The following is a 23,680-nucleotide window of genomic DNA, read 5'->3' as shown; positions in this document are numbered from 1 at the left end:
CTTGCGATGACCTGCCGTCCGCTTCTCCTTGGCGCCGGCGCGGCTGCGCTGGTTTTCGCCGCAACGCCGCTGCCCAGTGTATCGGCGCTGGCATCGGCGGGCGCGGCGGCGCCCGGCACGCCTGCCGGCAAGCTCTCCGGTGCGCCTCCGGACGCCGCTTCCGGCGCGCCGGGGGCCGCAGGGGAGCTTGCCCTCCAGGCGGCGATCCGGGCCGAGGCGGGCGGAAAGCTCGGCCGGTTCTACGCGGCGCGCGGGTATCGTCCGCTCTGGCTGGAGAACGGGCAGAGCGGCAGGCCTGCCGCGCTCCTGCTGGAGGAGCTTGGCGAGGCCGATCTCGATGGGCTCAGGCCCGGCCGTTACGATCCCGAGGCCCTGCGCGGCGCCTTGGCTGCCGCGCAGGGCGGCGATCCGCGCGCGCAGGCCCGCGCCGAACTGGCGCTGTCGCGCGTCTTTGTGCGTTATGTCCACGAGATGCGCGAGACGCGCGATGTCGGCATGACGTTTGTGGGGCCGGGGCTCGAACCGCCCAGGCTGGACGACGAGGCGGTGCTGCGCGCGGCGACGGCGCAGGACCTTGCCGCCCATCTGCAGACCATGGCCTGGATGAGCCCCCATTACCTGCGCCTGCGCGATCTGCTGCGCACCGCGCTGGCGCGGGGCGAGAGCGAGGAGGTGGTCGCGGTCATCCGCCTCAACATCGAGCGGGCGCGGGTGCTGCCGCCCTCCTCGGTGCGCCATATCGTCGTCGACGCGGCCAGCGCGCGCCTCTGGTACTATCAGGACGGCAGGCTGGCCGGATCGATGAAAGTGGTGGTGGGCGCGGGCCGGACGCAGACGCCGATGCTGGCGGGCTACGTCGGCTGGGCGGTGTTTAATCCCTACTGGAACGTGCCCGATTACCTCACCCGCGACAGCATCGCCCGCAAGGTGCTGGCCGGGCGCACGCTGGCCTCGATGCGCATGGAGGCCTTGTCGGACTGGGGCGACAATCCCCGGCGCATCGATCCCGCCACGATCGACTGGCGCGCGGTGGCGGCGGGCAAGCGGGACTTGCGCGTGCGCGAATTGCCGGGCCCGGCCAATGCGATGGGCAAGGTCAAGTTCGTGTTCCCGAACGGGGAGGGCATCTACCTCCACGATACCCCCAACCGCGACTTGCTGCTGAAGGAAAACCGCCACTTCTCCAACGGCTGCGTCCGGCTCGGCAATGCCGACGAACTGGGACGGTGGCTGATGGGGGCGGCCTACCGGCTTCCCGCCCCCGGCAGCGCGCCGGAGCAGCAGGTGGCCTTGCCGGTGCCGGTGCCGGTCTATCTCACCTACCTGACGGCCGGGGCCTCGGTGGAGGGTGCCAGAAAAAACGGGGCCTCCAGGGACGGGGTAGTGCTGCTGGACGATGTCTATGGCCGCGACGCCCGGCCCCGGCAGGTGGCGGCGCGCTGACTTTCGGCCCCGGCCCCGGCCTGCAACCCGCTACTCCGCCCGCGTCCAGATCCACGGGCCGACCACGGCCAATACGCCCGCCGGGATCAGTACCCATGGCCAGCCCAGAGTGAACCATGTGAACGGGAGCGAGGCGCTCATGGCCAGCAGCGCCGAGACCTTGCCCTTGCGGCTGATGGCGCGCCGGTCGCGCCATGCGCGCAAGTGATGGCCGTGGGTGGGATGACTGTAGAGCCGTTCCGCCCATTCCGGGTGGCTCTTGCCGAAGCACCAGGCGGCCAGCAGGTAGAACACCACCGTCGGCATGACCGGCAGGAAGATGCCGATCGTGCCCAGCGCCACGAAGAACAGCCCCGCCGCCATCCATGCGTGGCGGCTGACGTGCCTCATGCGGTGCCTGCACCTTGCGCATAGCGCGCCGCGGTCTCGCGGATCAGCGCGATCATGTTGGGCACGCCCTGGGTGCGGTTGGAGGAGAGCTGGTTCCTGAGGTCGAACGGTTCGAGCGCGGCGGCGATGTCGGTCGCGGCCACTTCGGCGGCGGGACGGTCCTGCACGGCGGAGATCACCAGCGAGACGATGCCCTTGGTGATCGCGGCGTTGCTGTCCGCCAGGAAGTGCAGCGTGCCGTCGTCCTGCGCCATCGGATAGACCCAGACGCTGGCCGAGCAGCCGCGCACTTTGGTGGCGTCGGTCTTCAGGGCGTCGGGCATGGGATCGAGTTCGGAACCGAGGCCGATCAGGAGGCGATAGCGTTCATCGCCTTCGGAAAACTCGTATTCTTCGCGGATGTCGTCGAGGCTGCGCATGACCTGCCATTTAAGCGCGGCGCGGGGGAGGGCAAGGGGAAGTTGCCTCTGGCTTCCGTTCCTGTCAGGGAATTGCCCATGAGTGCACATCCCTTTTTCTCCATGCACGAACACGGCTTCGTGCGCGTCGCCACTTCCACGCCCAAGGTCCGCACCGCCGATGTCGCCTTCAACCGCGACGCCGTGCTGGCAGAGGCGCAGCGCGCGCATGAGGCGCATGTGGACCTCTTGGTCTTCCCCGAACTGTGCCTCTCGTCCTACGCGATCGACGACCTGCACTTGCAGGCGGCGATGATCGAGGCGGTGGAAGCGGCCGTGGCGGAAATCGTCCACGCCAGCGCCGATCTCTCGCCCGTGCTGCTGGTCGGCGCGGCGCTGCCGCACAAGGGGAGGCTCTACAACTGCGCGCTCGCCATCGCGCATGGGCGGCTGCTGGGCGTGGTGCCCAAGTCCTACCTGCCCAACTACCGCGAGTTCTACGAGAAGCGCTGGTTTGCCAGCGGCAAGACGCTGAAGGGCCAGACCATCCGCGTGAACGGGCAGGAGGTGCCCTTCGGCGTCGATCTGGTCTTCGCCTCCGACGTGCTGCCCAACTTCCGCTTCTTCATCGAGATCTGCGAGGATATCTGGGCGGCCACCCCGCCCAGCTCGCACGGCGCGCTCGCCGGGGCGACGATCCTGTGCAACCTCTCGGCCTCCAACATCGTCATCGGCAAGTCGGACGAACGACACTTGCTCTGCCGCTCGCAGTCCGCCCGCGCCACGGCGGCCTACATCTATTCCGCCGCCGGACACGGCGAGAGCACGACCGACCTTGCCTGGGACGGGCAGGGCATCGTCTACGAACTGGGCGACCTGCTGGCGGAGAGCGAGCGCTTCTCGCTGGAGGCGGAACTGTGCATCGCCGACGTCGATGTGGACCGCATCGTCATGGACCGGATGCGCGTGCCCACGTTCAACGACGCGGCCGAAGTGGCGGGCAATCCCGACGAGACGTTCCGCACCGTGCGCTTCCGCCATGCCCCGGCGGGCGGCGACATCGGGTTGATCCGTCCGGTCTCGCGCTTCCCCTTCGTGCCCTCGCGCGCCGACAAGCTCGATGCCGACTGCTACGAGGCGTTCAACATCCAGGTGGACGGCCTGATGCGCCGGATCGAGGCCACGGGCGCGAAGTCGATGGTGATCGGCATCTCGGGCGGGCTCGATTCGACCCACGCGCTGATCGTCGCCGCCCGCGCCTGCGACCGGCTGGGCCTGCCGCGCAGCTTCATTCGCGGCTACACGATGCCCGGTTTCGCCACCAGCGACGGCACCAAGTCCAACGCCTGGACGCTGATGAACGCTGTCGGCATCACCGCCGAGGAGATCGACATCCGCCCTGCGGCGACGACGATGCTGCAGGACATCGGCCATGCCTTCTCGAACGGAGAGCCCGTCTATGACGTGACCTTCGAGAACGTGCAGGCGGGCCTGCGCACCGATTACCTGTTCCGCCTGGCCAACCAGCACGACGGCTTCGTGATCGGCACCGGCGACTTGTCCGAGCTGGCGCTTGGCTGGTGCACATACGGCGTCGGCGACCAGATGAGCCACTACACGGTCAATGCGGGCGTGCCCAAGACGCTGATCCAGTACCTGATCCGCTGGTGCGCGACGACCGGCCAGTTCGGCGCGGAAACCGAAGAAGTGCTGCTCGCCATCCTCGGCACCGAGATCTCGCCCGAACTCGTGCCGGCTGGCGCCGACGGCGCGATCCAGAGCACCGAGGCGAAGATCGGGCCTTACGAACTCAACGACTTCTTCCTCCACCACGTCATGCGCTTCGGGCAGAAGCCGTCGAAAGTGGCGTTCCTGGCGCTCCATGCCTGGCACGATACCGCCTTGGGTACCTGGCCGGCGGGTTTCCCGGAAGATCGCAAGAACGAGTATGACCTCGCCGCGATCCGTTCCTGGCTGGAGAAGTTCCTTCGGCGCTTCTTCGCCTTCAGCCAGTTCAAGCGCTCGGCGGTGCCCAACGGGCCGAAGGTGTCCTCCGGCGGCGCGCTGAGCCCGCGCGGTGACTGGCGCGCACCCTCCGACGCCAGCGCGGCGGTGTGGCTGGCCGAACTGGAAACGCGGGTGCCGCTGCGCTGAGCGGGCGCCGTTCCAGGCTTTGGGTTTGTCGTATTTTCCGATTCATCGGGTGATCCCGCCTGGCCGGAAAATGGTCTAGGAGACTGTTTGGAATTTCGCGGCGCCAGCCCGACCCCATCCGGCCGCCCATCGGCAGTATCCTGTGGGTGGTCGCGCGGGGAAGCGGGTCGGTGCCGCCCTCAAAATGCCCTTTCGGGCGTTTTTCAAACTGACTTTCAGGCGTCGGTGGACAGGCACACCTCGCAAAATTCTGCGCGATGGCGGGCTGGCGCTATTCAGTTCACCCGCGCTTAAGCCTATCGGGCGGATCGCCGGGAGCCCGGCAGCACGCCCTCATACCCTCCTGGATTCGATTCGATGATCCCGACGCCGCCGTCCTGGCGCCTGCAAGATAGTCCCGTGGCCGCTGCGCACGATGCACAGGCAGCCGCAATGGCCACTGCCCTGGCGGCATTGCGCAAGAGCGGGCCGCGTCTGCGGCGGCATTTGCTGGTCGCGCTGCTGGTCAGTCTCTGCGTGCTGTCGCTGCTGATGCGCCGCGCGGCGTTGCACATCGATCCGTGGCGCGGTGACAACCTGCCGTTCTACGCGGCGGGCCTGGCCCTCATGGCGCTGCGGTTCGGCTTGCCGCGCAGCGACTGGCGCCACGCCGTGCCGGTCGCGCGCTTCAGCGAGTATGCGGCGCTTTTCGCGCTGATCTCGCTGATGGGGGCGACGGCAAGCTATCCGGTGGCGGCGCTCACGCATGGCTATGCCGATGCGGCCTTGCAGCGCATCGACCTGGCGCTCGGGTTCGACTGGCTGGAGTGCTACCGGCGCGTCGCCGCGCATCCCGTGCTGCAACTGCTGGGCACTGCCGCCTATCGCAGCATCTATTTCACCCCGGCAGTGCTGCTGGCCCATGCGGCCTGGACCGGACGGCAGGGCCGGGCCTACGAGTTTCTCGCCGCCTTCTGGCTGGCGGCGGTGATCACGCTGGGCGTGTTCAGCCTGATGCCGGCGGTCGGCCCGTTCTCCTACCTGTGGCACGGGGAGATCCCCTATATGCCCGAGAGCGAACTGTGGCAGCAGGGGCTGATCCCGGGCTTGCGGGCGCACAGCGTGACGCAGGTCGACATCGCCCACTTGCGCGGGATCGTCTCGGCGCCGAGTTTCCACACCGCGGCGGCGGTGCTCTATATCGCGGCGGGCTGGCGGATCGCCGGGCTGCGCTGGCCGATCGTCACGCTCAACGCGGGCATGCTGCTGTCGACCCCGGTGGAGGGCACGCATTACCTGATCGACATGATCATCGGCGCGGCGGTGGCGGGGGTCTCGCTCTCGCTGGTTACCGCCTACCGGGCCATGCTGCGGCGGAGCGGCGCGCGAGAAGCGGGGCTTCTCGCGGCCTGAGAGGCGTTTGGAAATGCGCTTGCGGGCGGACTTTCCTCAATCCCGGAGCGCCTCAATCCCGGAGCGCCTCGATCTGGCGGGCGAGGTCGGAGCCGCGCTTGTCATCGGTGGCGATGCGTTCGAGCACGGCGATGCGCTTGCGCAGGTTTTCGACTTCGGCTTCGAGTTCGTGTTCGCGCTGGCCATGGTCTTCGCCGCCGAAGCCCGGCTTCTCGCCGCGCAGCTTCTGGGCCCGCAGCCAGACGCCGCTGGCGATGGCGAACATGACGACAACGGCAGTCCAGAAGCTCATTGCTTGGTAACCTCTTGACGGGCCTCAAGTCGGGCTTCCCGCAGGCCTTCGATCTGGCGGGCTACATCATAACCCTGGTCGGTGACAATCCGCTCGACGCTGGCGAGGCGGTCCTTGATCGAACCCACTTCGGCGCGCAGCTGGGCATTCTCCTGGGTGAGCAGTTGCACGCGGGCCTGGGCCTCGTTGTTGTCCCTGGGATAGACCGACTTGCCCCAGGAATTTTCCAGCGGATAGCCATTGCGCATGCGCAGCCAGTTGTTGACCACCCAGCCCAGCGTCGCCACCGCGGTCGCCGAGATGATGACGGGCGCGAGCGCTTCGATCACGACAAAATCGAGTGCCATGTTTGAAAATTCCCCTGTGGTCAGTTCGCGCGCGGTTCGTGGTCGCGCAGCGTTTCGATCTGGCGCGCGGTGTCCCAGGCGCCATCGGTGACGATGGTTTCGAGGGCGCGCAGGCGGCTCTCGATTTCGGCATTGTGGGTGGCGTATTGCGCGGCCTTTTCGGCAGCGTTCCGGGCGGTGATGCCGGCGGTCAGTTCCAGCTTGCGCTCCAGGAAGGCGAGGCGGCGCTTGTAGACCCCGGCAAGGATCGCGGCGATGGCGATCATCGCGCCCATGACGGCGGCCAGGCCCATGAAGTCCCCGAAGCTCACTGGCGGGTTTCCTTTTCCGTCGTGCCGGTATCCGCGGCGCGCTGATCGCCCATCCGTGTGTCGCGAAGGGCCTCGATCTGGAGCGCGGTGTTGTAGCCGCCATCGGTGACGATGCGTTCGAGCACGCGCACGCGCTCTTCCAGTTCGCGGGCGTTCGAGGCGTATTGCGCGGCCTTTTCGGCGGTCGCCTCGACCTGCAGTTCCGCCATCTTGCGCTGGTGGCGGGTCCAGATCGCGAAACCGCCGATGATGAACGGCGCCAGCGGAATGAGCAGCGCGATCGTGTGGTTGTCCATGGTCCTGTATCTCTCTTGCCGTCAGGGGGCGGATCAGCGCAGGCTGTCGATTTCGGCGGCGAGGCGCGAGGTGCTGCTGGTCTTGTAGTGTTCCTCCATCTCGGCGACGCGGCGGTCGATGTCCGAGATGTCCGAGCGCAGGCGGCCAGAGCGGGCGCTTTCGCGGGTCATGGCGAAACCGCCAAGGCCGAGGCCCCGATCAAGGCCGCGGCTGCGGCGCACCCGGCGCTGTTCCATGCGGCGCAGCAGGCGGTCCTCCTCCTCTTCGGAATAGAGGTACATCGGCTTGTCGTCCGCCAGCCAGGCGATCATGATGTAGGCAAAGATGGTGAAGCCCGCGAGGCCGAAACACGTCAGCAGGACTGCCGCAAGGCGCACCCACAAGGCGTCGATCCCGGTATAGTCGGCGATCCCCGCGCAGACGCCCTTGATCTTGCCGTTCGACTTGTCGAGATAGAATTGTCCGCGTGACACTGCTGGTTTCCTTCCCCTGAAACGCTGGGAGGCAAAGGGCCTCGGCTCCCGGTTACTGGCCCGGTCACACCCCTGCTTGAGGGGGCCGGGCGGCGCGCGCATGCCGGGAGGCCAGGCGCGCGCCGGCAGGATCAGAACGGATCGCCGTCCGGCTTGGCAGGAGCGCTGGCGGCAGGCGTGCCCATCGCGCGCTTCATCTCGGCCAGTTCGGCGTCGATCGTGTCGCCATCGGCGAGTGCGGCGATCTCTTCGGCGAGCGTCGGCTGGCGCTTGTCGGCCAGGCTCATCGCCTCGGCACGGCCTTCCGCATAGTCGACACGGCGTTCGAGCTGTTCGAAACGCACCAGCGCCTCGTCCACGCGCTCGCTCGACAGCAAGGTGCGCAGTTTGACGCGATTCTCGGCGCTCTGCAAGCGCGCGGCGATCGAGGACTGGCGGCTGCGGGCTTCGCGCAGGCGGCTCTGCAGCTTCTCGATGTCGGCCTCGTAGGCGCGCAGGGCATCGTCGAGCACGAGGATCTCGGCATTGAGCTGCTCGGCCATGTCGGCGGCCTTCTTGCGTTCGAGCAGGGCGGCGCGGGCAAGATCCTCGCGGTCCTTGCTGAGCGCGAGCTGGGCCTTGTCGCCCCAGTCGGCCTGGAGCCGGTCGAGCTTGCCGACGTGGCGGCGCAGTTCCTTCTGGTCGGCGATGGTCCGCGCGCTGCTGGTGCGCACCTCGACCAGCGTCTCTTCCATCTCGAGGATGATCAGGCGGATCATCTTGGCCGGGTCTTCGGCCTTGTCGAGCATGTCGTTGAAGTTGGCGGCGATGATGTCGCGGGTGCGGGAGAAGATACCCATCGTGGTTGTTCCTTTGGTGCCGAAGCCCGAATTATGGATGCCCGAAGCCTTGAAGTCCGTGGTTCCGTGGTTGCCGCGTGTCCGCGTCCGGCTCTCGAAACCGAGCTGGCTCGGATCGAAAGGGCGGGCGCGGCCGTCCCGGGCGCTGCCGGCGGCTTGCCCCGAAGTCTGGAGAATTTCGATCTCCGCGTCGAGCCTGCTCATTGCAGGTGGCTCCCCATGCACACCGGGGCCGCCGCATGGGCCTTGGTGGCGAACTGGTCGCTCATGGCCACGAGGTTGAGCGAACCCATGGCCAGGATGCTGATGAGGATCGCCCAGTCGAGCTTGCTGCGCGCCGGGGCGCGGGCGGCGTCACGGCTGGCTGCGGGAGCTTCATGGAACGGCATGGCATCGGTCCTTCGATTGGGATCAGGTGAGATTGTCCCATGCTTCGCAAGGGGTGTGCCAAATTGCGGAAATGGCGGAATTGCGTGATTTCAGTGTCTTGTCTTGGCGAGGGCGGAAATATGAATTGCCAATGAATGGGAAATTTTGCTAACATTTGGGAATGGAGCGCGAAGTCCAGTTCATTGGCCAGTCCTCTGCCTTCCTCGACGCGGTCGAGCGGGCGAGCCGTGCCGCGGCCGTGCGCCGTCCGGTGCTGGTGATCGGCGAGCGGGGGACCGGCAAGGAACTGATCGCCCAGCGCCTCCACCACCTCTCGCCGCGCTGGGGGGAGCCGCTGGTCACGCTCAACTGCGCGGCGCTGCCCGAGACGCTGATCGAGGCGGAACTGTTCGGGCACGAGGCGGGGGCCTTCACCGGCGCGGTGCGGGCGCGGGCAGGGCGCTTCGAGGAGGCCGATCGCGGCACCCTGTTCCTCGACGAACTCGGCACCCTGTCGATGGCGGCGCAGGAGCGACTGCTGCGCGCCATCGAATATGGCGAGGTCGCGCGGATCGGCGCCTCGCGGCCGGTGCAGGTCGATGTGCGCATCGTCGGTGCCACCAATGCCGACCTGCCGCGCATGGTGGAGGAAGGCACCTTCCGCGCCGACCTGCTCGACCGGCTCAGCTTCGAGGTCATCAACCTGCCGCCGCTGCGCGCGCGCGAGGGGGACGTGTTCGAACTGGCCGACTACTATGGCCGCCGCATGGCCAGCGAGCTGGAGTGGGATCGCTGGCCGGGCTTCGCGGCCGAGGCGATGGCGGCGCTGGAGGCGCATCGCTGGCCCGGCAACGTGCGTGAACTGCGCAATGTGGTGGAGCGGGCGGTCTACCGCTGGGGGCTGGAGGAGGAGCCGATCGCGCGAATCGTCTTCGACCCGTTCGATTACCCCTGGCGGGCCGAGCCGGTGCCAGTGCCGGTGCCGGGGCCGGTGCCAGGGCAGGGGGCTGTTCCAGTTCCAGTGCGCGTATCGCCGCTCGCCGATGTGTCTGTTTCGCCTGCGGCGGCATCTGCGCCGGTTTCGGCAGGTCCGCCCCGTGCCGGGCGCGACTTGCGCGGGGCGGTCGAGGCTTACGAGCGGGCGCTGCTGGTCGAGGCGCTGGAGGGGCATCGCTGGAACCAGCGGCGGGCGGCGGCGGCGCTGGGATTGAGTTACGACCAGTTGCGCCATGCGATCAAGCGGCATCGCCTTTCCGCCGATACGATTGTGGCGCCGTCTTCGGCCGCGGGACGGCGGGATTCGCTTTCGGACCCCGAATCGGTTTAAGGGGCCCGGTGAACCCGTATGGGGTTTTTCAGGGTGGACTTGGGAAAGCCGGGCATCCGGCGACTGATTTCCTGAAGATATTTTCTTTAAGGGACTGCCCGTATAGGGTGGTGTTCTGGTATAGTACCCCGGCAGGCATGGACCCTGGGATGCACCGATTGAGGGCAGTGTGGACGACGTGACCGACATTGCGGAAGGCAAGGCCATGCTGGGCAGCCTCACCGACAAGCAGGTCGAGGTGCTGGACCTGCTGGTCATGCACCGCACCACCAAGGAAATCGCCCGTGAACTGGCGATCGCGCCCAACACCGTGGATCAGCGGATCGGCGCCGTGCGCGACAAGTGGGGGACGGTCAACCGCAAGGATACCGCGCGCCTCTATGCCCAGCTGGTCGAGCTATGTGGCAAACCCCTATGTGATTTTTCCCGTGTCGACGCCGGCCCCGCGCTGCCGGATGAAGCGGATCAGGACTTGCCGGTCGATCCGGTCTTCGTTCTCTCCGATGCCCGCCCGATGGAGCGGCATCCGGACTGGTACGGAGCCCCGACGATCGAACTGGCGGGTCTGGAGGCTTTCGATGCGAAGTTCGGCCGGGCCGGGCGCATCGTCGCGGTAATCGTGCTGGCCCTGATGATGGCGGTGACGCTGGCGGCAACGCTGTCGATCGCCGATGTCCTGGGGCGGCTGATCTAGCGGCGTCTGCCCTTACCCTCGTGCCTGGCCGCCGCCGATGCCTCCGTCACGGGAACCGGCGCCACGGCGCAGATAGGGGTTAGAGGCATGACACCGGAAATCGCAGGCATGCGCATCGCACGCACCATTCGCTCGGTCGAGAACGACATGGACGAACTGCTCGCCAAGTCGAGCGAGCTTTTTGCCGAGATCGCCCGGGCGCGTATCGTCACCGAGGAGGCGGCCCGGCTTGGTCAGCAGCCGATGGCGCGCGTTGCCCGGCTGCAGCAGAGCCTGATGGATGCCCGTCTCGAACTGGTGCGCGCGCACCGCGACCTCTCGAAGATCGCGGAAACCATGGACATTCCGATCCGCTGCCCCGATGAAGCGCGTCTCGCGGAGATGACTGCGGAAGAGATCGGCGCGGTGGTGGCAACCGCCGCCTGATCGATGGCGAAGGGGCTGGTGTGATCAATTCGGAACAATTGGTTTTTTTCCTGCTCCTGGTCGTTTCGCTGGCATTGGCGCTGTGGAAGGGTGGGGCTCCCGAACGCTGGGGCGCCGTGGTCATCCTTGCGATGGTCGGGTTCGAGGCTACCGCCGAGATCTTCCTTCCCAGCGGCTTCCGGACCGTGGACCCCCTGTCGCTCCTGACGGACCTGGTGGGGACCATCGGTTTCGGCATGCTGGCGCTTCACGCGATGAGGATCTGGCCGTTATGGGCAACTTCGCTGCAATTGCTGAGCCTCAGCGCGCATTTCGCACGGTGGGCGGACATCGGCATCCCGCCGGTGGTCTATGCCGTGATGCGCAGTACGCCGACGGGGCTGGCGCTTGCGGTGCTGCTGGCGGGGACGCTGATGCATATGCGCCGGATGCGGCGGGATGGCAGCGATCGTTCCTGGCAGACTTGGTCCCGGGATACTGCCGGATCCGTCCGCTCTCGAGCCGGTTACTCGAAACGCTGGTAGTCCGGCTTGGCCGGCTTGGCCGGGAAGTGCTGGTGGAGTTGCCGTTCGACCACGCCGGGCGGCTGATCGGCGAGGCGGTGTGCGTCGCCGGCGGCGTCGCCTCGATCGGCAGCAGCTACCGGATGCTGGTCCAGCGGGCGCTGGCCTGTGACGCGGCGGGCATCGTGCTGGCGCACAACCATCCCTCCGGCAGTCATCGGCCGAGCCGGGCCGATGTCGTCGCCACGCGCCAGATCGCCGCGGTATGCCGGGCGGTGGACCTTGATCTGTTCGACCATCTCGTGATCGGCGGGCGCAGCGTTGCCAGCATGCGCCAGGCAGGTCTGTTGGCAGGCGCGGGGTAGCGCCTGCGGGGCGCGGGGCAATCATGCCCGCGCCGGCAAGAAGAATGACGTGGTTCGGCGACACCTCCCTCCGTCGCCGGACGCAGGCCGGGTGGGCCCCACCCCCACACACGATCCCGCCCGGCCTGCATTGTCCTGTGAGGTGCGCTCGCCACCCTGGTGGCGGGTTGGCGGCACCGATCCGTCGCTCTCCTGGCGAGCCCGAACGCGACCCTCGGGTCTTTTCGCCAAGGTGGAGGAACCGGCTGACTTCCCGGCGTGTGTCCTGACGGGAGGTCGCCAAGGCGGCGGGTCGGTGCCGTTTACGGCGGTTCGTGTGCCCTTGTGCCCGCATCGCCGCGGCTGCGACTCTCGCTCTTGCGTTTTTCCGGTAATGCGCTTATCTGCGCCTCATCCCGACATTGGTGAAACAAGGTTCGGGCTGGCGCCGGAAGGGGCCGGCGCGAAACTGCGTTGCCCCGGTGGCCGGTTTCACAGCAACGAATCGATTCGGAGAATACGGCTTGGCCGACATCGCACGCCTTATTGAAGTCATCGAACCGGAGGTTACCGCCCTCGGCTTCGATCTCGTGCGCGTGCGTGTGTTCGGCAAGAGCGAAGTGGGCGACGACGAGATCGCGCTGCAGATCATGGCGGAGAACCCGGCAACGGGCCAGCTGGTGATCGAGGATTGCGTGAAGCTCTCGCACCGCATTTCCGATCGCATGGACGCGCTTGAAGAAGCCGGCGACGTGCTGATCGAGGAAGCCTACCGTCTCGAAGTCAGCTCGCCGGGCATCGACCGTCCGCTGACCCGCCCGAAGGACTATGCCAACTGGGCCGGTCACGAGGTCAAGGTGAACCTGACCGCGCCGGTCGACGGCAACCGCAAGGGACTGACCGGCGAACTCGTCGGCATCGACGGCGACCAGGTCACGGTCGACGACAAGAAGTCCGGCCGGGTCACGTTCGGGCTGGACATCATTCATTCCGCAAGGCTCGTCCTCACCGACAAGCTGATCGCCGCAACCCGCCCGCTGGACGTCAGCGGGGCCGACGAGATCGTCGAGGAACAGGAAGACTAAGCCATGGCCAGTGCGATTTCCGCCAACCGCGCCGAGCTGCTTGCAATCGCGAACTCGGTCGCGTCGGAGAAGATGATCGACAAGTCGATCGTCATCGAGGCGATGGAAGAAGCGATCCAGAAGTCGGCCCGTAACCGTTACGGCGCCGAGAACGACATTCGCGCAAAGCTCGATCCGCGCACCGGCGACTTGCGCCTGTGGCGCGTCGTCGAAGTGGTCGAGCATGTCGAGGACTACTTCAAGCAGGTTGACCTCAAGCAGGCCGAAAAGCTCCAGAAGGGCGCGCAGCTCGGCGACTTCATCGTCGATCCGCTGCCCCCGGTGGACCTCGGCCGCATCGACGCGCAGTCGGCCAAGCAGGTGATCTTCCAGAAGGTCCGCGATGCCGAGCGTGACCGCCAGTACGAGGAATTCAAGGACCGCGTCGGCGAAGTGATCACCGGCGTGATCAAGTCGGTCGAATTCGGCCACGTGATCGTCAACCTCGGCCGCGCCGAGGGCGTGATCCGCCGCGACCAGCAGATCCCCCGCGAAGCCGCCCGCGTCGGCGAGCGTGTCCGTGCGCTGGTCCTGCGTGTCGAGCGCCAGAACCGCGGTCCGCAGATCTTCCTGTCGCGCGCTCACCCGGACTTCATGAAGAAGCTTTTCGCGCAGGAAGTGCCCGAAATCTACGACGGCATCATCGAGATCAAGGCCGCGGCCCGCGATCCGGGCTCGCGCGCCAAGATCGGCGTGATCAGCAACGACCATTCGATCGACCCGGTCGGCGCCTGCGTCGGCATGAAGGGCAGCCGCGTCCAGGCCGTCGTGCAGGAACTGCAGGGCGAAAAGATCGACATCATCCCCTGGAGCGAGGACACCGCGACGTTCGTGGTCAACGGCCTCCAGCCGGCCACGGTCAGCCGCGTCGTCATCGACGAGGAAGAGAGCCGCATCGAAGTCGTCGTGCCCGATGACCAGCTGTCGCTGGCGATCGGCCGCCGCGGCCAGAACGTGCGTCTTGCCTCGCAGCTGACCGGTTCGCAGATCGACATCATGACCGAGGCGGAAGCCTCGGAGAAGCGCCAGAAGGAATTCACCGAGCGCTCGAAGATGTTCGAGGAAGAGCTGGACGTCGACGAGACGCTCTCGCAGCTGCTGGTCGCCGAAGGCTTCAGCGAGCTGGAAGAAGTCGCCTATATCGAAGTCGGCGAACTCGCCAACATCGAGGGCTTCGACGAGGAACTGGCCGAGGAACTCCAGAGCCGCGCCCACGAAGCGCTCGAGCGCCGCGAAGAGGCAAGCCGCCAGGAACGCCGTGCACTCGGCGTCGAGGACGGCCTCGCCGAACTGCCGCACCTCACCGAAGCGATGCTGGTCACGCTCGGCAAGGCCGGCATCAAGACGCTCGACGATCTGGCCGACCTCGCCACCGACGAGCTGATCGCCAAGAAGCGCACCGAGCAGCGTCGCCGCGACGGCACGGTGAACAAGCGTGCGCGTGACGAGGACAAGGGCGGCGCGCTTGGCGAGTACGGCCTGACCGAAGAACAGGGCAACGAGATCATCATGGCTGCCCGTGCCCACTGGTTCGAAGACGAACCGGCAACCGAGGAGGCCGCCGATGCGGAATCCTCGCAATGAGCGCGTAAGCTCCGACATCGATGGCACCGGTCCGGAGAGGAAATGCATTCTCTCCGGCGAGACCGGTGCGCGTGAAGACCTGATCCGTCTGGCGATTTCGCCGGACGGTCTGGTCCTCCCCGACGTCCACGCGCGTGCCCCCGGGCGCGGCGCGTGGATCGGCGTTTCACGCGAGACCCTTGAAATTGCCCTTGCGAAGGGCAAACTAAAGGGGGCGATGGCGCGCGCCTATAAGGGTGCACAACTCACCATTCCCGAAGACCTGGCGGACAGGATCGAACAGGCGCTGATTCGCGCGCTGACCGATCGGCTGGGGCTCGAACTGAAGTCGGGCAAGTTGCTCATGGGCTCGGACCGCATTGCGCAGAACGCGCGTGAGGGCCGGGTCACGTGGCTTGCCCATGCCGCCGATGCGAGCGAAGACGGCTCGCGAAAGCTCGACCAGGCCTGGAGAGTCGGGAGCGAGGCGGAAGGAAGCGGTCTCAAGGGCACACGCTTGCCACTGGACCGGGAGACGCTGTCTGTGGCATTGGGCCGCGACAACGTCGTTCACCTGGCGCTCAACGATCGCGGCTCGGCTTCCCGAGTCGCGGCGCAATTGCAGCGCCTACTGCATTTCCAGGGGCAACCCCGCGCCGATGCGGCCGGGGGCGATATGGCTAGTGGCACGGATCCGGCACAGGCTGCCGCATCCGCGACGACGAATTGAGACCGAAGGGCAAGACGAGAGATATGAGCGAGACCGACAACAAACCGACCCTGGGCCGCAAGCCGCTTGGGCTTAAGCGCTCAGTGGAAGCGGGTGAGGTCAAGCAGACCTTCAGCCACGGCCGTACCAACAAGGTGGTGGTCGAGGTGAAGAAGAAGCGCGTGATCGGCAAGCCCGGCGAGGGCGGTGCCGAGGCTGCCCCGGCTCCGCAGGCTGCACCTGCACCCGCACCGCAGGCGGCTCCCGCGCCGCAGGCCGCTGCGCCCGCGCGCCCGGCTCCGCAGCCTGCGCCCCGCAAGCCGACCTTCATCCCCGGTGAAACCCCGCAGGAACGTGTCGCCCGCCTGCAGCGCGAGGCCGAAGAAGCCCGCCTTGCCGTGCTGGAGGAAACCACCCGCCGCGAGCAGGAACAGAAGCTGCGCGCGATCGAGGAAGAGAAGCAGCGCGCCGAAGCCAATCGCCGCGCCGAGGAAGAAGCCGTCAAGGCCCGCGAAGCGGCCGAAGCCGCAGCCAGCGCCGAAGCGGCTGCTCCGGCCGAACAGCCGGTGGCCGCGCCCGAGGCTCCGGCCGCTCCGGCTGAGACGCCCGCTGCCGCGGCGCCTGCCGCCCCGGTGGCCGCGCCCGCTCCGGTCGCCAAGGCACCCGTGCAGGCCGCCGCTCCGGCTCCTGCGCCGCGCCGCTTCACCCCGGTGCAGCGCCCCGAGCCGGTGCGCCGTCCGGAAGCGCCTGCCGCCAGTGCCGGTAACAATGCGGGTGGCAACACCGGCGGCACTGCGGCTGGCAACGCCGGCGGCAATGCCACCGGTTCGAGCAGCTCCGGCAGCGCGCCCAAGGGCCCGGCCGGCGTCAAGAAGACCAGTGCTCCGCCGCCGCGCAGCACGCCCGAGCGTGACCGCAAGGGTGGCGATCGCCGCCAGTCCGGCAAGCTTACGGTCAACCGCGCGCTCAACGATGACGAGGGCGCCCGCGCCCGTTCGCTGGCGGCGCTCAAGCGCGCCCGCGAGAAGGAACGCCGTGCCCACTTCGGCGGCCAGTCGCAGCAGCGCGAGAAGCAGGTCCGCGACGTGATCGTCCCCGAGGCGATCACCGTCCAGGAACTGGCGAACCGCATGGCCGAGAAGGGCGCCGACCTCGTGAAGGCGATGTTCAAGATGGGCATGATGGTCACCGTCAACCAGACGATCGACCAGGATACCGCCGAACTGCTCGTCACCGAATTCGGCCACAACATCCAGCGCGTTTCGGACAGCGACGTCGACATCGACACCTCGGTGGACGTCGATGCACCCGAAACCCTGAAGTCGCGTCCGCCCGTCGTTGCCATCATGGGCCACGTCGACCACGGCAAGACCTCGCTGCTCGATGCCCTGCGCGGCACCGACGTGGTGAAGGGCGAAGCCGGCGGCATCACGCAGCACATGGGTGCCTACCAGATCAAGACCAAGGGCGGCGATCTCGTCACCTTCCTTGATACCCCGGGCCACGCCGCCTTCACGCAGATGCGTATGCGCGGCGCCAACGTGACCGACATCGTGATCCTGGTGGTCGCGGCCGACGACGGCATCATGCCGCAGACGATCGAGGCCATCAATCACACCAAGGCCGCCGGCGTGCCGATGATCGTGGCGATCAACAAGATCGACAAGCACGAAGCCAACGCCCAGCGCGTCCGCGAGCGTCTGCTCGAGCACGAGGTCGTCGTCGAGGCGATGTCGGGCGAGGTCCAGGACGTCGAAGTCTCGGCCAAGACCGGTGCCGGTCTCGACGAGCTGATCGAGAAGATCCTGCTCCAGGCCGAACTCATGGAGCTCAAGGCCAACCCCGACCGCGAGGCCGAGGCGACCGTGATCGAAGCCAAGCTCGACAAGGGCAAGGGCCCGCTGGCGACCGTGCTGGTCAACCGTGGTACCCTCAAGGTCGGCGACATCCTCGTCGTCGGGACCGAGAGCGGCCGCGTGCGCGCCATGCTCGACGACAAGGGCCGCCAGGTGAAGGCCGCACCGCCTTCGATGCCGGTGGAAGTGCTGGGTATCGGCGGCGTGCCGATGGCCGGTGACAAGCTGACCGTCGTCGAGAGCGAGCAGCGTGCCCGCGAGGTTTCGTCCTACCGTCAGGAACAGGCGACCGCCAAGCGCACGGCAACCGCACCCGCCAACATCGACACGATGTTCTCGGCGCTGGCCGCCAAGCAGAATGTCATCGAGTATCCGGTGGTGATCAAGGGCGACGTCCAGGGTTCGGTCGAGGCGATCAGCGCCGCGCTCAACAACCTGTCGAACGACGAGATCAAGGTTCGCATCCTGCAGTCGGGCGTCGGTGCAATCACCGAAACCGACGTGGCTCTGGCTTCGGCCTCGGGTGCACCGATCGTCGGCTTCAATGTCCGTCCGAACGCCAAGGCGCGCGAACTGATCGCGAAGACCAAGACGCCGATGATGTACTACGACATCATCTACGAACTGACCGCCGAAGTCGCCAAGCAGATGGCCGGCATCTGGGGCCCCGAGCGGATCGAAACCGTCGTCGGCCGCGCCGAGGTCAAGCAGGTCTTCCCGGCCGGCAAGCGCGACAAGGCCGCCGGTCTGCTGGTGGTCGAGGGCTACATCCGCAAGGGTCTCAGCGCGCGTCTTACCCGCAACGACGTCATCGTTTCGGCCACGACCATCTCCTCGCTGCGCCGGTTCAAGGACGACGTGGACGAAGTGCGCGCCGGGCTCGAATGCGGTGTCGTGCTGGCCGACACGAACGACATCAAGGCGGGCGACCACCTCGAAGTCTTCGAAGTCAGCCACCGCGAGCGTACCGTCGGCTGATAGACGGTGCCCGTTTCGCGCGGGCGCCGGTCGAAAGGACAGCAGCGGCCATCGTCGGGCGACAAGCCCGGCGGTGGCCGCCTTCGTTTGCCGCGCCTTCGCGGCTGTCTCGGGGCGGCGATGCTGCTGCCAATAGGACTGATGATACTGCGATGACCCGCTACTGCGCCTTTTTCGAGAGCCTGACCGTTCGCGGCGACCGCCTGTCGATGGCGGACCTCAGGTATGCCTTCGAGCGTGAGGAACTGGAGAATGCCGAGACGGTGATCTCCAGCGGCAATGTCCTGTTCGAGTACGAGGAGCGGCCGAGCGAAGGGCTGGAGGACCTGCTGGCCTATCTGATGCGCGACCGGTTCGACCTCAAGGCGTTTGTCGCGGTGCGGACCCGCGCGGAAATTCGCGCGGCAGTGGAAGAGAATCCGTTCGCCGGGGAGAGCGGTGACAGCTTCGTGCACACCGTGCTGCTGTCGGGGCAACCGACGCAAGCGCAGTTCGAGCGGTTGCAGGCCGATCATGGCACGCTGGGCGGCGAGCGTCTGGCGCTCGGCACGCGCTGCCTGTTCATCGATTATGCCTGTCCGCCGGCGGAAAGCCTGCTGACGATGGAATTTGTCGGCAATCGCCTCGGCTGCCGGGCCACCGCGCGCAATGTCCGCTCGCTGGCGCGGATCGACGCCAAGATGTGAAAAAGGGCGGCGCCTTTGCAGGTGCCGCCCTTTTCGGTTTTCAGGTCCGCTGAAGGATCAGTGGAACATGTTCATGGTCACGGCGGCAACCAGGCCGCTGGTGATGCCCACGAGCAGCAGGTCATTGCCCGAACGCACGTAGTGGTAACCCTTCGGCGGCGCCTTCACGTTGCGATACTTGCGGTAGTCGACCGTCTGGTAGTGCGATGCGCGGCTGCGGTCGAACTTCTCGCCCTTCTTGAAGCGGTGCGGGGTCTGGCTCGGCTTCTTGGCCGGGGTCGCGTGACCCTGATTCGAATGACCCTGATTCGAATGAGCTTGGTTGGGCTTGCCGGGCTGCGCCATCGCCGGGGCTGCCAGGCTGGGCACGACGATCGCGGCGGCGAGCAGGGCTGCGGTGAATTTACGCATGGGTTCGGCTCCTTGAACGGGTGGGGGGAATGTGTCTCTTGCAGGCCTTAACCACAGGAACGGCGAATGGAGCCGTAATCATTTGTTGCAAATTGTCGCATTACGCCCACATGGAGGTCGTCATGTCCCGCCAGCAGATCACGCCCGAGCAGCAGTCCGTCCGCCTTCTCAAGGTTGGCGAGCAGGTGCGCCACGTCATTTCGGAAATCCTCACCCGCCAGCAGGTCCACGACGCCACGCTGAGCGGGCATTCGGTCTCGGTCACCGAAGTGCGGATGAGCCCGGATCTCAGGATCGCGACGGTCTATGTGAAGCCGCTGCTGGGTGAGGACGAGGAAGCGGTGCTCAAGGCCCTGCGCACCAACACCGCGTTTTTCCAGCGCGAGGTTGCCCAGCGTCTCAAGCTGCGGTTCGCCGCCAAGATCCGTTTCCGGGCCGACGAGACGTTCGACGAGGCCAGCCGCATCGACGCGCTGCTGAGCGATCCGCGCGTGAAGCGCGACCTCGACGAAGAGTAATCCTCCGCGCGGAGCCGTTATTCCGGCAGGAAGGTCAGCGTCACCCGGTCCCAGCGCCGCTGGGCGATGTCCCCGGCGGAAAGGCGGAACTGGAACAGGCCCTGGTGGGCCCAGTTCCATTCCATCATGTCGTCGCATCCGAGCTGGAGCAGCAGCACCTCGCCGCCCGGCGCCTGTGCGTGCCGCGGACGCGGCGCCCCGATGCCGAAAAGCTGGTGCTGACGGCCGATGGCAAGGCGGTGCTGCTTGTTGATCCGCGCCAGCTCGGCCTCGGGCACCTGCGCGAAGGCCTGCGCATCGCCGGTCATCATCGCGCGCAGCGACAAGCTGGTGAGTTCTCCCAGCGTTTCGGGCACGTAGAAGCGGACGAGGGCGGGGCAGTCGCGCTGTACATGGGCAAGCAGTTCGCCCAGCACCGCGACTTCCTCGGCACTGAGCGCCGTCCACGGATCGCGGTCGGCGACAAAACCGTCCATCGCCGTCACCACCTGTGCCAGACTGGCCTGTTCGGCCTGGATCGCGGGCAATTGCCGTTCGCAGGCGGCAAGGGCCTCGCCAGCCTCGTCGAGGTCCTCGATGCTGGTGGTCGGATCCTGTTCGAGCCGGGCCAGCCGCGCGCCTGCGAGGGTTCCCCGCTCCCGCTCGGTGGCGACGACATGGGCTGCGCCGTGGTAGGCCATGTGCAGACAATCGGCCAGGTGCACGGCGCCGTGCCACCAGAGGTGCTCTGCGGGCTCCGTTGCGGTGAAGCCTTCGCTGCGTGGGGCCTCGTGCTCGGGCCGGTCCGCAAGGAGCGGTTCCACCGGCCAGAACGGGAAAAATGCGCGCGATAGCGGACCGGCATGGGCGGGCAGGGGGTGTCCGCCCTCGTCGAAGGCGGGGGGCAGGCCGGGAGGCGGCTCGGTGAAGAGTTCCGGCGCGCCGGGCACTTCGACGACGGCGCCGGAGCCGAGGAAAAAGGCGAGCGAACCGGACCGGGGCAAAGGGCTGTCGGGGCAGGCGGCGGCGATCGCGGCGAGGTCCAGCTGGGCCGCGAAGGGCAGCGGGCCGCGTTCGTCCGCGGGCCAGGCGGCCGTGCCGAGACGGGGCAGGCCGCCGAGCCAGCTGGTCTCGTCGAACCAGGCCTGCTCGCTGGTGGTGCGCTCGCGCGGTTTGCGGGCCAGCACGATTGCGCCGGGGATCGGCGGCAGGGAGTCGTCCGGGCCAGCATTCGGGCCAGGTTCGTCGTCAAGCTCGGGCATCAGCGGCGGTGCCGCCGGGGCGCGAGCGGCGGCGACCGGGGCGCCGGTGCCGTTCCCGGCTTCCCCATCGCTGGCGGCGCGGCGCTCAAGGCCGGGGACATGGTCCATCTCCGCCTCGACGGGTTCCGGTTCGGGGCGCCAGACGGCATCGGGGTCGGGGCGATTGCCCTTGCGGCCTCCCGGCATGCGCCGCCGTCCGCCCCTGGCAGCGGCCAGGCCGGCGCGGCGGGCGCTGGCGGCGAGCAGCAGGGCGAGGATGATCCCCAGCGCCAGCGGCGTGAGCACTGCCAGCTCGCGCCCCGAACGGACGACGAGGTTGGCGGCGGTATCGTCAAGCCTGGACAGCAGCGGGGCAAGCGCGCCGCCTTGCGGTGCAAGCGGGAACAGGGCGATATAGGCCGCAACCAGCACGGCCAGTGCCAAGACCGCAAAGACGGCGATCCATCGTCTCATGACCACCTCCACTCCCGGCCACGCGCCCGGGTCCCCAGCCGGCGATGCACGCGCGGGGGCTGCCGGTTTCCCGGCACCCGCGTGCCGCCCGGACCCATTAGATAACCTTGGTCCCGTCCATTCAAGCGGGGACAATCGCGGATCGTGCCCGTGCGCGGGGCAAACCGGCATGTTATCCCCAGCTGCGATGGCCAAGCTCTATTTCTATTATGCCAGCATGAATGCCGGGAAGTCGGCGACCTTGCTCCAGGCGAATTTCAACTACCACGAACGCGGCATGCGCACGATGCTGTGGACTGCCGCGCACGACGACCGGGGCAGCGGCGAGGGGGGCGACGATCACGCGATCGAGAGCCGTATCGGCCTGCATACGGCGGCGCATCGCTTTTCGCCCGATACCGATCTGGCGGCGCGCGTCGGGGCGGTCCACGCGGTGGAACCGCTTGCCTGCGTGCTGATCGACGAGGCGCAGTTCCTCACGCCCGAGCAGGTCTGGCAATGCGCGCGTCTGGCCGACCGGACCAACATTCCGGTGCTGTGCTACGGACTGCGCACCGATTTTCGCGGGCAGCTGTTCCCGGGATCGGCGGTCCTGCTGGGCATTGCCGACGCGCTGATCGAACTGAAGGCGGTGTGCCACTGCGGCCGCAAGGCGACGATGAACCTGCGTGTCGATGCCTCGGGCGCGGCGGTGCGGGAAGGCCAGCAGACCGAGATCGGCGGCAACGACCGCTACGTGGCGCTGTGCCGCCGGCACTTCGGGGAATCGCTGGGGTTCTGACGGCGGGCATGCCAGCCCCGCATCCCGGCCCCCATCCCGGCGGCGCGCGGGGCTGTCATTTCGCCGCAAACTATGCGAAATTCGCAGGCAACTTTTACACCGTCCCCTCGTTGGCAGTGCGACAACGGGTGCAGACGGGCCGAAATGCAGAGTGCGATAGTTCATCTGGGGTATCACAAGACAGCCACGACCTGGCTGCAGAAACAGCTGTTCCCGAACGCTGTAAGCCATGACTATGTGCCCCGGCAGACCGTTCAGGATGCCTTCCTCAAGCCTTGCGGCATGCATTTCTGCCCCGAACAGGCAAGCGAGGTGCTCTCGTTGCATGGCCGCAACCGCCCGGTTCTGCTGAGCGAGGAGAACCTCTCGGGCTATCTCCACAATGGCGGGCTGCACGGTTTCCTCGCCCCGGAAGTGGCGCGGCGGATCAAGGCGGTGCTGCCTGACGCGCATATCGTCATCTTCATCCGCAACCAGTTCGACATCTGCCGGGCGAGCTATGCGCAGTACGTCTCGGGCGGCGGCACCTGGGGCTCGCACCGTTATTTCGAGACCGCGCGCAAGGTGCGCGGCGCGCTGACCCGTCCGTGGAAGGCGCCGGCCTTCGAATTCGAGCATTTCGAATATGACCGGCTGATCGCCCATTACGATGCCCTGTTCGGGCGCGATCACGTCCACGTCTATCCCTATGAATGGCTGCGCGAGCGCGATGTGCTGATCGAGCGGATGCAGCGGGACCTCGGCCTCGCGATCGAGAGCCTGCCGCCGGAGGGCTCGCGCGCGAACCGATCGCTGGGGGCGGTGGGGCTGGCTATGGTGCGCGGGGTCAACCTGTTCTCGCGCCAGTCGGTGGTGAACAAGCACTATGTCATCGACCTGCCGGGCAGCCAGGCCTTGCGCCACGGTGCCAAGTGGCTGGCCGGCCGGGTGCCGGTGATCAACAATCGCCCCGCGCGGCTTTCGCCGCGCATGCAGGCCCGCATCGCCGCGCACTATCCCGAGAGCAACCGCCGCCTGATGGACCTGCGCGACCTGCCACTGGAAGAACTGGGCTATCCGCTTTAGGTCGTAAACCCATAAACGGCACCATCGAGGTTTGAGGCAAAATGGCTCAGCGGCAGGAGGGAAGGCGCTGGAATATGTCGATATTTCAAGACTTCCCGGCGCGGCGCTGGGCCATTTTGGGCAAACCCCGAAGGGGCGCCCAAATGGCTTCCATCTCGAACCGAAGCGGCCTTGGACGGGCATCCAGCCCGCCCGGCGGCAACTTCGGCCCGAGCTGTTCGCCATTTGGGCGCCTCGATGGTGCCGTTTATGAGTTTACGACCTAGGTCATTGCGATAGCGCGGTACGCTTCCTAG

General features: G+C 67.2%; 27 protein-coding genes. 16 read left to right on the top strand and 11 right to left on the bottom strand.

All coding sequences use genetic code 11. The annotated features are described in order from the left end of the window. Positions 1-6: 6 nt before the first annotated feature. Positions 7-1,443, top strand: coding sequence for a L,D-transpeptidase family protein (locus tag CA833_RS02805; protein ID WP_207079179.1), 1,437 nt, complete (start codon positions 7-9; stop codon positions 1,441-1,443). Positions 1,444-1,473: 30 nt separating this feature from the next. On the opposite strand, the gene CA833_RS02800 is transcribed toward CA833_RS02805, so the two are convergent. Both CA833_RS02800 and CA833_RS02795 read right to left on the bottom strand, forming a co-directional pair. Further along, on the bottom strand, positions 1,474-1,833 hold the full coding sequence (locus CA833_RS02800) for a YbaN family protein (RefSeq protein ID WP_207079178.1): 360 nt from the start codon (positions 1,831-1,833) through the stop codon (positions 1,474-1,476). Further along, positions 1,830-2,252 carry a SufE family protein gene (locus tag CA833_RS02795; RefSeq protein ID WP_142632376.1) on the bottom strand — a complete coding sequence of 141 codons (423 nt, stop codon included), beginning with the start codon at positions 2,250-2,252 and terminating at the stop codon, positions 1,830-1,832. The genes CA833_RS02800 and CA833_RS02795 overlap by 4 nt, the downstream gene beginning before the upstream one ends. Positions 2,253-2,330: 78 nt before the next feature. On the opposite strand from CA833_RS02795, the gene CA833_RS02790 reads away from it, so the two are divergent. Together CA833_RS02790 and CA833_RS02785 are read left to right on the top strand one after the other, a co-directional pair. Then, complete coding sequence (locus CA833_RS02790; protein WP_207079177.1) at positions 2,331-4,385, top strand: NAD(+) synthase; 2,055 nt, start codon at positions 2,331-2,333, stop codon at positions 4,383-4,385. Between the two features lie 432 nt (positions 4,386-4,817). Further along, a complete protein-coding gene (locus CA833_RS02785) occupies positions 4,818-5,777 on the top strand; it encodes a phosphatase PAP2 family protein (RefSeq protein ID WP_207079176.1) in 960 nt (319 codons plus the stop codon). Between the two features lie 52 nt (positions 5,778-5,829). Here the strand turns inward: CA833_RS02785 and CA833_RS02780 are convergent, their stop codons facing one another. From CA833_RS02780 to CA833_RS02750, 7 genes are all read right to left on the bottom strand, one after another. Next, entirely contained in the window at positions 5,830-6,069 is a 240-nt protein-coding gene (locus CA833_RS02780; protein WP_142632378.1) for a hypothetical protein, read from the bottom strand. Continuing rightward, entirely contained in the window at positions 6,066-6,416 is a 351-nt protein-coding gene (locus CA833_RS02775) for a hypothetical protein (protein ID WP_207079175.1), read from the bottom strand. The genes CA833_RS02780 and CA833_RS02775 overlap by 4 nt, the downstream gene beginning before the upstream one ends. Before the next feature lie 20 nt (positions 6,417-6,436). Beyond that, positions 6,437-6,727 (bottom strand): hypothetical protein, encoded by a 291-nt coding sequence (locus CA833_RS02770; RefSeq protein WP_207079174.1) that lies wholly within the window; start codon positions 6,725-6,727, stop codon positions 6,437-6,439. Beyond that, the gene (locus tag CA833_RS02765) at positions 6,724-7,023 is read right to left on the bottom strand and encodes a hypothetical protein (RefSeq protein WP_142632380.1); all 300 of its coding nucleotides are present in this window, start codon (positions 7,021-7,023) and stop codon (positions 6,724-6,726) included. The genes CA833_RS02770 and CA833_RS02765 overlap by 4 nt, the downstream gene beginning before the upstream one ends. 33 nt (positions 7,024-7,056) lie before the next feature. After that, positions 7,057-7,497 (bottom strand): PspC domain-containing protein, encoded by a 441-nt coding sequence (locus tag CA833_RS02760; protein WP_207079173.1) that lies wholly within the window; start codon positions 7,495-7,497, stop codon positions 7,057-7,059. A 131-nt stretch (positions 7,498-7,628) separates the two neighbouring features. Continuing rightward, positions 7,629-8,540: a phage shock protein PspA gene (pspA, locus tag CA833_RS02755; protein ID WP_142632382.1), complete on the bottom strand. Its 912-nt coding sequence runs from the start codon at positions 8,538-8,540 to the stop codon at positions 7,629-7,631. Further along, the gene (locus tag CA833_RS02750; protein WP_142632383.1) at positions 8,537-8,725 is read right to left on the bottom strand and encodes a hypothetical protein; all 189 of its coding nucleotides are present in this window, start codon (positions 8,723-8,725) and stop codon (positions 8,537-8,539) included. The genes pspA and CA833_RS02750 overlap by 4 nt, the downstream gene beginning before the upstream one ends. A 161-nt stretch (positions 8,726-8,886) precedes the next feature. Here CA833_RS02750 and pspF point away from each other — a divergent pair, with 161 nt between their 5' ends. From pspF to CA833_RS02700, 10 genes are all read left to right on the top strand, one after another. Beyond that, the gene (pspF, locus tag CA833_RS02745) at positions 8,887-10,032 is read left to right on the top strand and encodes a phage shock protein operon transcriptional activator (protein WP_207079172.1); all 1,146 of its coding nucleotides are present in this window, start codon (positions 8,887-8,889) and stop codon (positions 10,030-10,032) included. A gap of 169 nt (positions 10,033-10,201) precedes the next feature. Further along, positions 10,202-10,726, top strand: a complete 525-nt coding sequence (locus tag CA833_RS02740) for a helix-turn-helix transcriptional regulator (protein WP_242526236.1) — start codon at positions 10,202-10,204, stop codon at positions 10,724-10,726. 87 nt (positions 10,727-10,813) lie between these two features. Then, on the top strand, positions 10,814-11,152 hold the full coding sequence (locus CA833_RS02735) for a hypothetical protein (RefSeq protein WP_242526235.1): 339 nt from the start codon (positions 10,814-10,816) through the stop codon (positions 11,150-11,152). A 20-nt stretch (positions 11,153-11,172) separates the two neighbouring features. Beyond that, positions 11,173-11,676 carry a hypothetical protein gene (locus CA833_RS02730; RefSeq protein WP_185928794.1) on the top strand — a complete coding sequence of 168 codons (504 nt, stop codon included), beginning with the start codon at positions 11,173-11,175 and terminating at the stop codon, positions 11,674-11,676. Continuing rightward, a complete protein-coding gene (locus tag CA833_RS02725) occupies positions 11,616-12,020 on the top strand; it encodes a JAB domain-containing protein (RefSeq protein ID WP_242526234.1) in 405 nt (134 codons plus the stop codon). The genes CA833_RS02730 and CA833_RS02725 overlap by 61 nt, the downstream gene beginning before the upstream one ends. A 503-nt stretch (positions 12,021-12,523) precedes the next feature. Further along, entirely contained in the window at positions 12,524-13,084 is a 561-nt protein-coding gene (gene rimP, locus CA833_RS02720) for a ribosome maturation protein RimP (protein WP_142632385.1), read from the top strand. Positions 13,085-13,087: 3 nt separating this feature from the next. Further along, entirely contained in the window at positions 13,088-14,707 is a 1,620-nt protein-coding gene (gene nusA, locus CA833_RS02715) for a transcription termination factor NusA (RefSeq protein WP_142632386.1), read from the top strand. After that, a complete protein-coding gene (locus tag CA833_RS02710; RefSeq protein ID WP_142632387.1) occupies positions 14,688-15,416 on the top strand; it encodes a DUF448 domain-containing protein in 729 nt (242 codons plus the stop codon). The genes nusA and CA833_RS02710 overlap by 20 nt, the downstream gene beginning before the upstream one ends. Positions 15,417-15,439: 23 nt before the next feature. Further along, a complete protein-coding gene (gene infB, locus CA833_RS02705; protein ID WP_207079171.1) occupies positions 15,440-18,229 on the top strand; it encodes a translation initiation factor IF-2 in 2,790 nt (929 codons plus the stop codon). Positions 18,230-18,381: 152 nt separating this feature from the next. Further along, entirely contained in the window at positions 18,382-18,915 is a 534-nt protein-coding gene (locus tag CA833_RS02700) for a DUF1697 domain-containing protein (protein ID WP_207079170.1), read from the top strand. 57 nt (positions 18,916-18,972) lie between these two features. Here CA833_RS02700 and CA833_RS02695 read toward each other — a convergent pair whose 3' ends face one another. Next, positions 18,973-19,326 carry an RcnB family protein gene (locus CA833_RS02695; RefSeq protein ID WP_207079169.1) on the bottom strand — a complete coding sequence of 118 codons (354 nt, stop codon included), beginning with the start codon at positions 19,324-19,326 and terminating at the stop codon, positions 18,973-18,975. A gap of 122 nt (positions 19,327-19,448) precedes the next feature. Between CA833_RS02695 and rbfA the strand changes: the two genes are divergently transcribed. Beyond that, positions 19,449-19,844 (top strand): 30S ribosome-binding factor RbfA, encoded by a 396-nt coding sequence (gene rbfA / locus CA833_RS02690; protein WP_142632391.1) that lies wholly within the window; start codon positions 19,449-19,451, stop codon positions 19,842-19,844. 17 nt (positions 19,845-19,861) lie between these two features. Here rbfA and CA833_RS02685 read toward each other — a convergent pair whose 3' ends face one another. Continuing rightward, positions 19,862-21,538 carry a DUF1963 domain-containing protein gene (locus CA833_RS02685; RefSeq protein WP_207079168.1) on the bottom strand — a complete coding sequence of 559 codons (1,677 nt, stop codon included), beginning with the start codon at positions 21,536-21,538 and terminating at the stop codon, positions 19,862-19,864. A 187-nt stretch (positions 21,539-21,725) separates the two neighbouring features. Here CA833_RS02685 and CA833_RS02680 point away from each other — a divergent pair, with 187 nt between their 5' ends. Beyond that, entirely contained in the window at positions 21,726-22,319 is a 594-nt protein-coding gene (locus tag CA833_RS02680; RefSeq protein WP_142637409.1) for a thymidine kinase, read from the top strand. Between the two features lie 144 nt (positions 22,320-22,463). After that, positions 22,464-23,384 (top strand): hypothetical protein, encoded by a 921-nt coding sequence (locus CA833_RS02675; protein ID WP_207079167.1) that lies wholly within the window; start codon positions 22,464-22,466, stop codon positions 23,382-23,384. The last annotated feature ends 296 nt before the right edge of the window (positions 23,385-23,680 follow it).

It is taken from the genome of Novosphingobium sp. KA1 (genome assembly GCF_017309955.1).
GTDB lineage: Bacteria > Pseudomonadota > Alphaproteobacteria > Sphingomonadales > Sphingomonadaceae > Novosphingobium.
This window is presented reverse-complemented; position numbering and strand designations above follow the sequence as displayed.

What these genes read in the sequence shown, in the direction of transcription:
- CA833_RS02710 (WP_142632387.1), top strand. Translation starts at nt 14,688, where the DNA reads ATGCGGAATCCTCGCAATGAGCGCGTAAGCTCCGACATCGATGGCACC.
- CA833_RS02790 (WP_207079177.1), top strand. Translation starts at nt 2,331, where the DNA reads ATGAGTGCACATCCCTTTTTCTCCATGCACGAACACGGCTTCGTGCGC.
- CA833_RS02680 (WP_142637409.1), top strand. Translation starts at nt 21,726, where the DNA reads ATGGCCAAGCTCTATTTCTATTATGCCAGCATGAATGCCGGGAAGTCG.
- CA833_RS02795 (WP_142632376.1), bottom strand. Translation starts at nt 2,252, where the DNA reads ATGCGCAGCCTCGACGACATCCGCGAAGAATACGAGTTTTCCGAAGGC.
- CA833_RS02675 (WP_207079167.1), top strand. Translation starts at nt 22,464, where the DNA reads ATGCAGAGTGCGATAGTTCATCTGGGGTATCACAAGACAGCCACGACC.
- CA833_RS02735 (WP_242526235.1), top strand. Translation starts at nt 10,814, where the DNA reads ATGACACCGGAAATCGCAGGCATGCGCATCGCACGCACCATTCGCTCG.
- CA833_RS02695 (WP_207079169.1), bottom strand. Translation starts at nt 19,326, where the DNA reads ATGCGTAAATTCACCGCAGCCCTGCTCGCCGCCGCGATCGTCGTGCCC.
- CA833_RS02775 (WP_207079175.1), bottom strand. Translation starts at nt 6,416, where the DNA reads ATGGCACTCGATTTTGTCGTGATCGAAGCGCTCGCGCCCGTCATCATC.
- pspA (WP_142632382.1), bottom strand. Translation starts at nt 8,540, where the DNA reads ATGAGCAGGCTCGACGCGGAGATCGAAATTCTCCAGACTTCGGGGCAA.
- rbfA (WP_142632391.1), top strand. Translation starts at nt 19,449, where the DNA reads ATGTCCCGCCAGCAGATCACGCCCGAGCAGCAGTCCGTCCGCCTTCTC.
- CA833_RS02785 (WP_207079176.1), top strand. Translation starts at nt 4,818, where the DNA reads ATGGCCACTGCCCTGGCGGCATTGCGCAAGAGCGGGCCGCGTCTGCGG.
- CA833_RS02765 (WP_142632380.1), bottom strand. Translation starts at nt 7,023, where the DNA reads ATGGACAACCACACGATCGCGCTGCTCATTCCGCTGGCGCCGTTCATC.
- CA833_RS02780 (WP_142632378.1), bottom strand. Translation starts at nt 6,069, where the DNA reads ATGAGCTTCTGGACTGCCGTTGTCGTCATGTTCGCCATCGCCAGCGGC.
- CA833_RS02700 (WP_207079170.1), top strand. Translation starts at nt 18,382, where the DNA reads ATGACCCGCTACTGCGCCTTTTTCGAGAGCCTGACCGTTCGCGGCGAC.
- CA833_RS02685 (WP_207079168.1), bottom strand. Translation starts at nt 21,538, where the DNA reads ATGAGACGATGGATCGCCGTCTTTGCGGTCTTGGCACTGGCCGTGCTG.
- CA833_RS02800 (WP_207079178.1), bottom strand. Translation starts at nt 1,833, where the DNA reads ATGAGGCACGTCAGCCGCCACGCATGGATGGCGGCGGGGCTGTTCTTC.
- nusA (WP_142632386.1), top strand. Translation starts at nt 13,088, where the DNA reads ATGGCCAGTGCGATTTCCGCCAACCGCGCCGAGCTGCTTGCAATCGCG.
- CA833_RS02750 (WP_142632383.1), bottom strand. Translation starts at nt 8,725, where the DNA reads ATGCCGTTCCATGAAGCTCCCGCAGCCAGCCGTGACGCCGCCCGCGCC.
- infB (WP_207079171.1), top strand. Translation starts at nt 15,440, where the DNA reads ATGAGCGAGACCGACAACAAACCGACCCTGGGCCGCAAGCCGCTTGGG.
- pspF (WP_207079172.1), top strand. Translation starts at nt 8,887, where the DNA reads ATGGAGCGCGAAGTCCAGTTCATTGGCCAGTCCTCTGCCTTCCTCGAC.
- CA833_RS02805 (WP_207079179.1), top strand. Translation starts at nt 7, where the DNA reads ATGACCTGCCGTCCGCTTCTCCTTGGCGCCGGCGCGGCTGCGCTGGTT.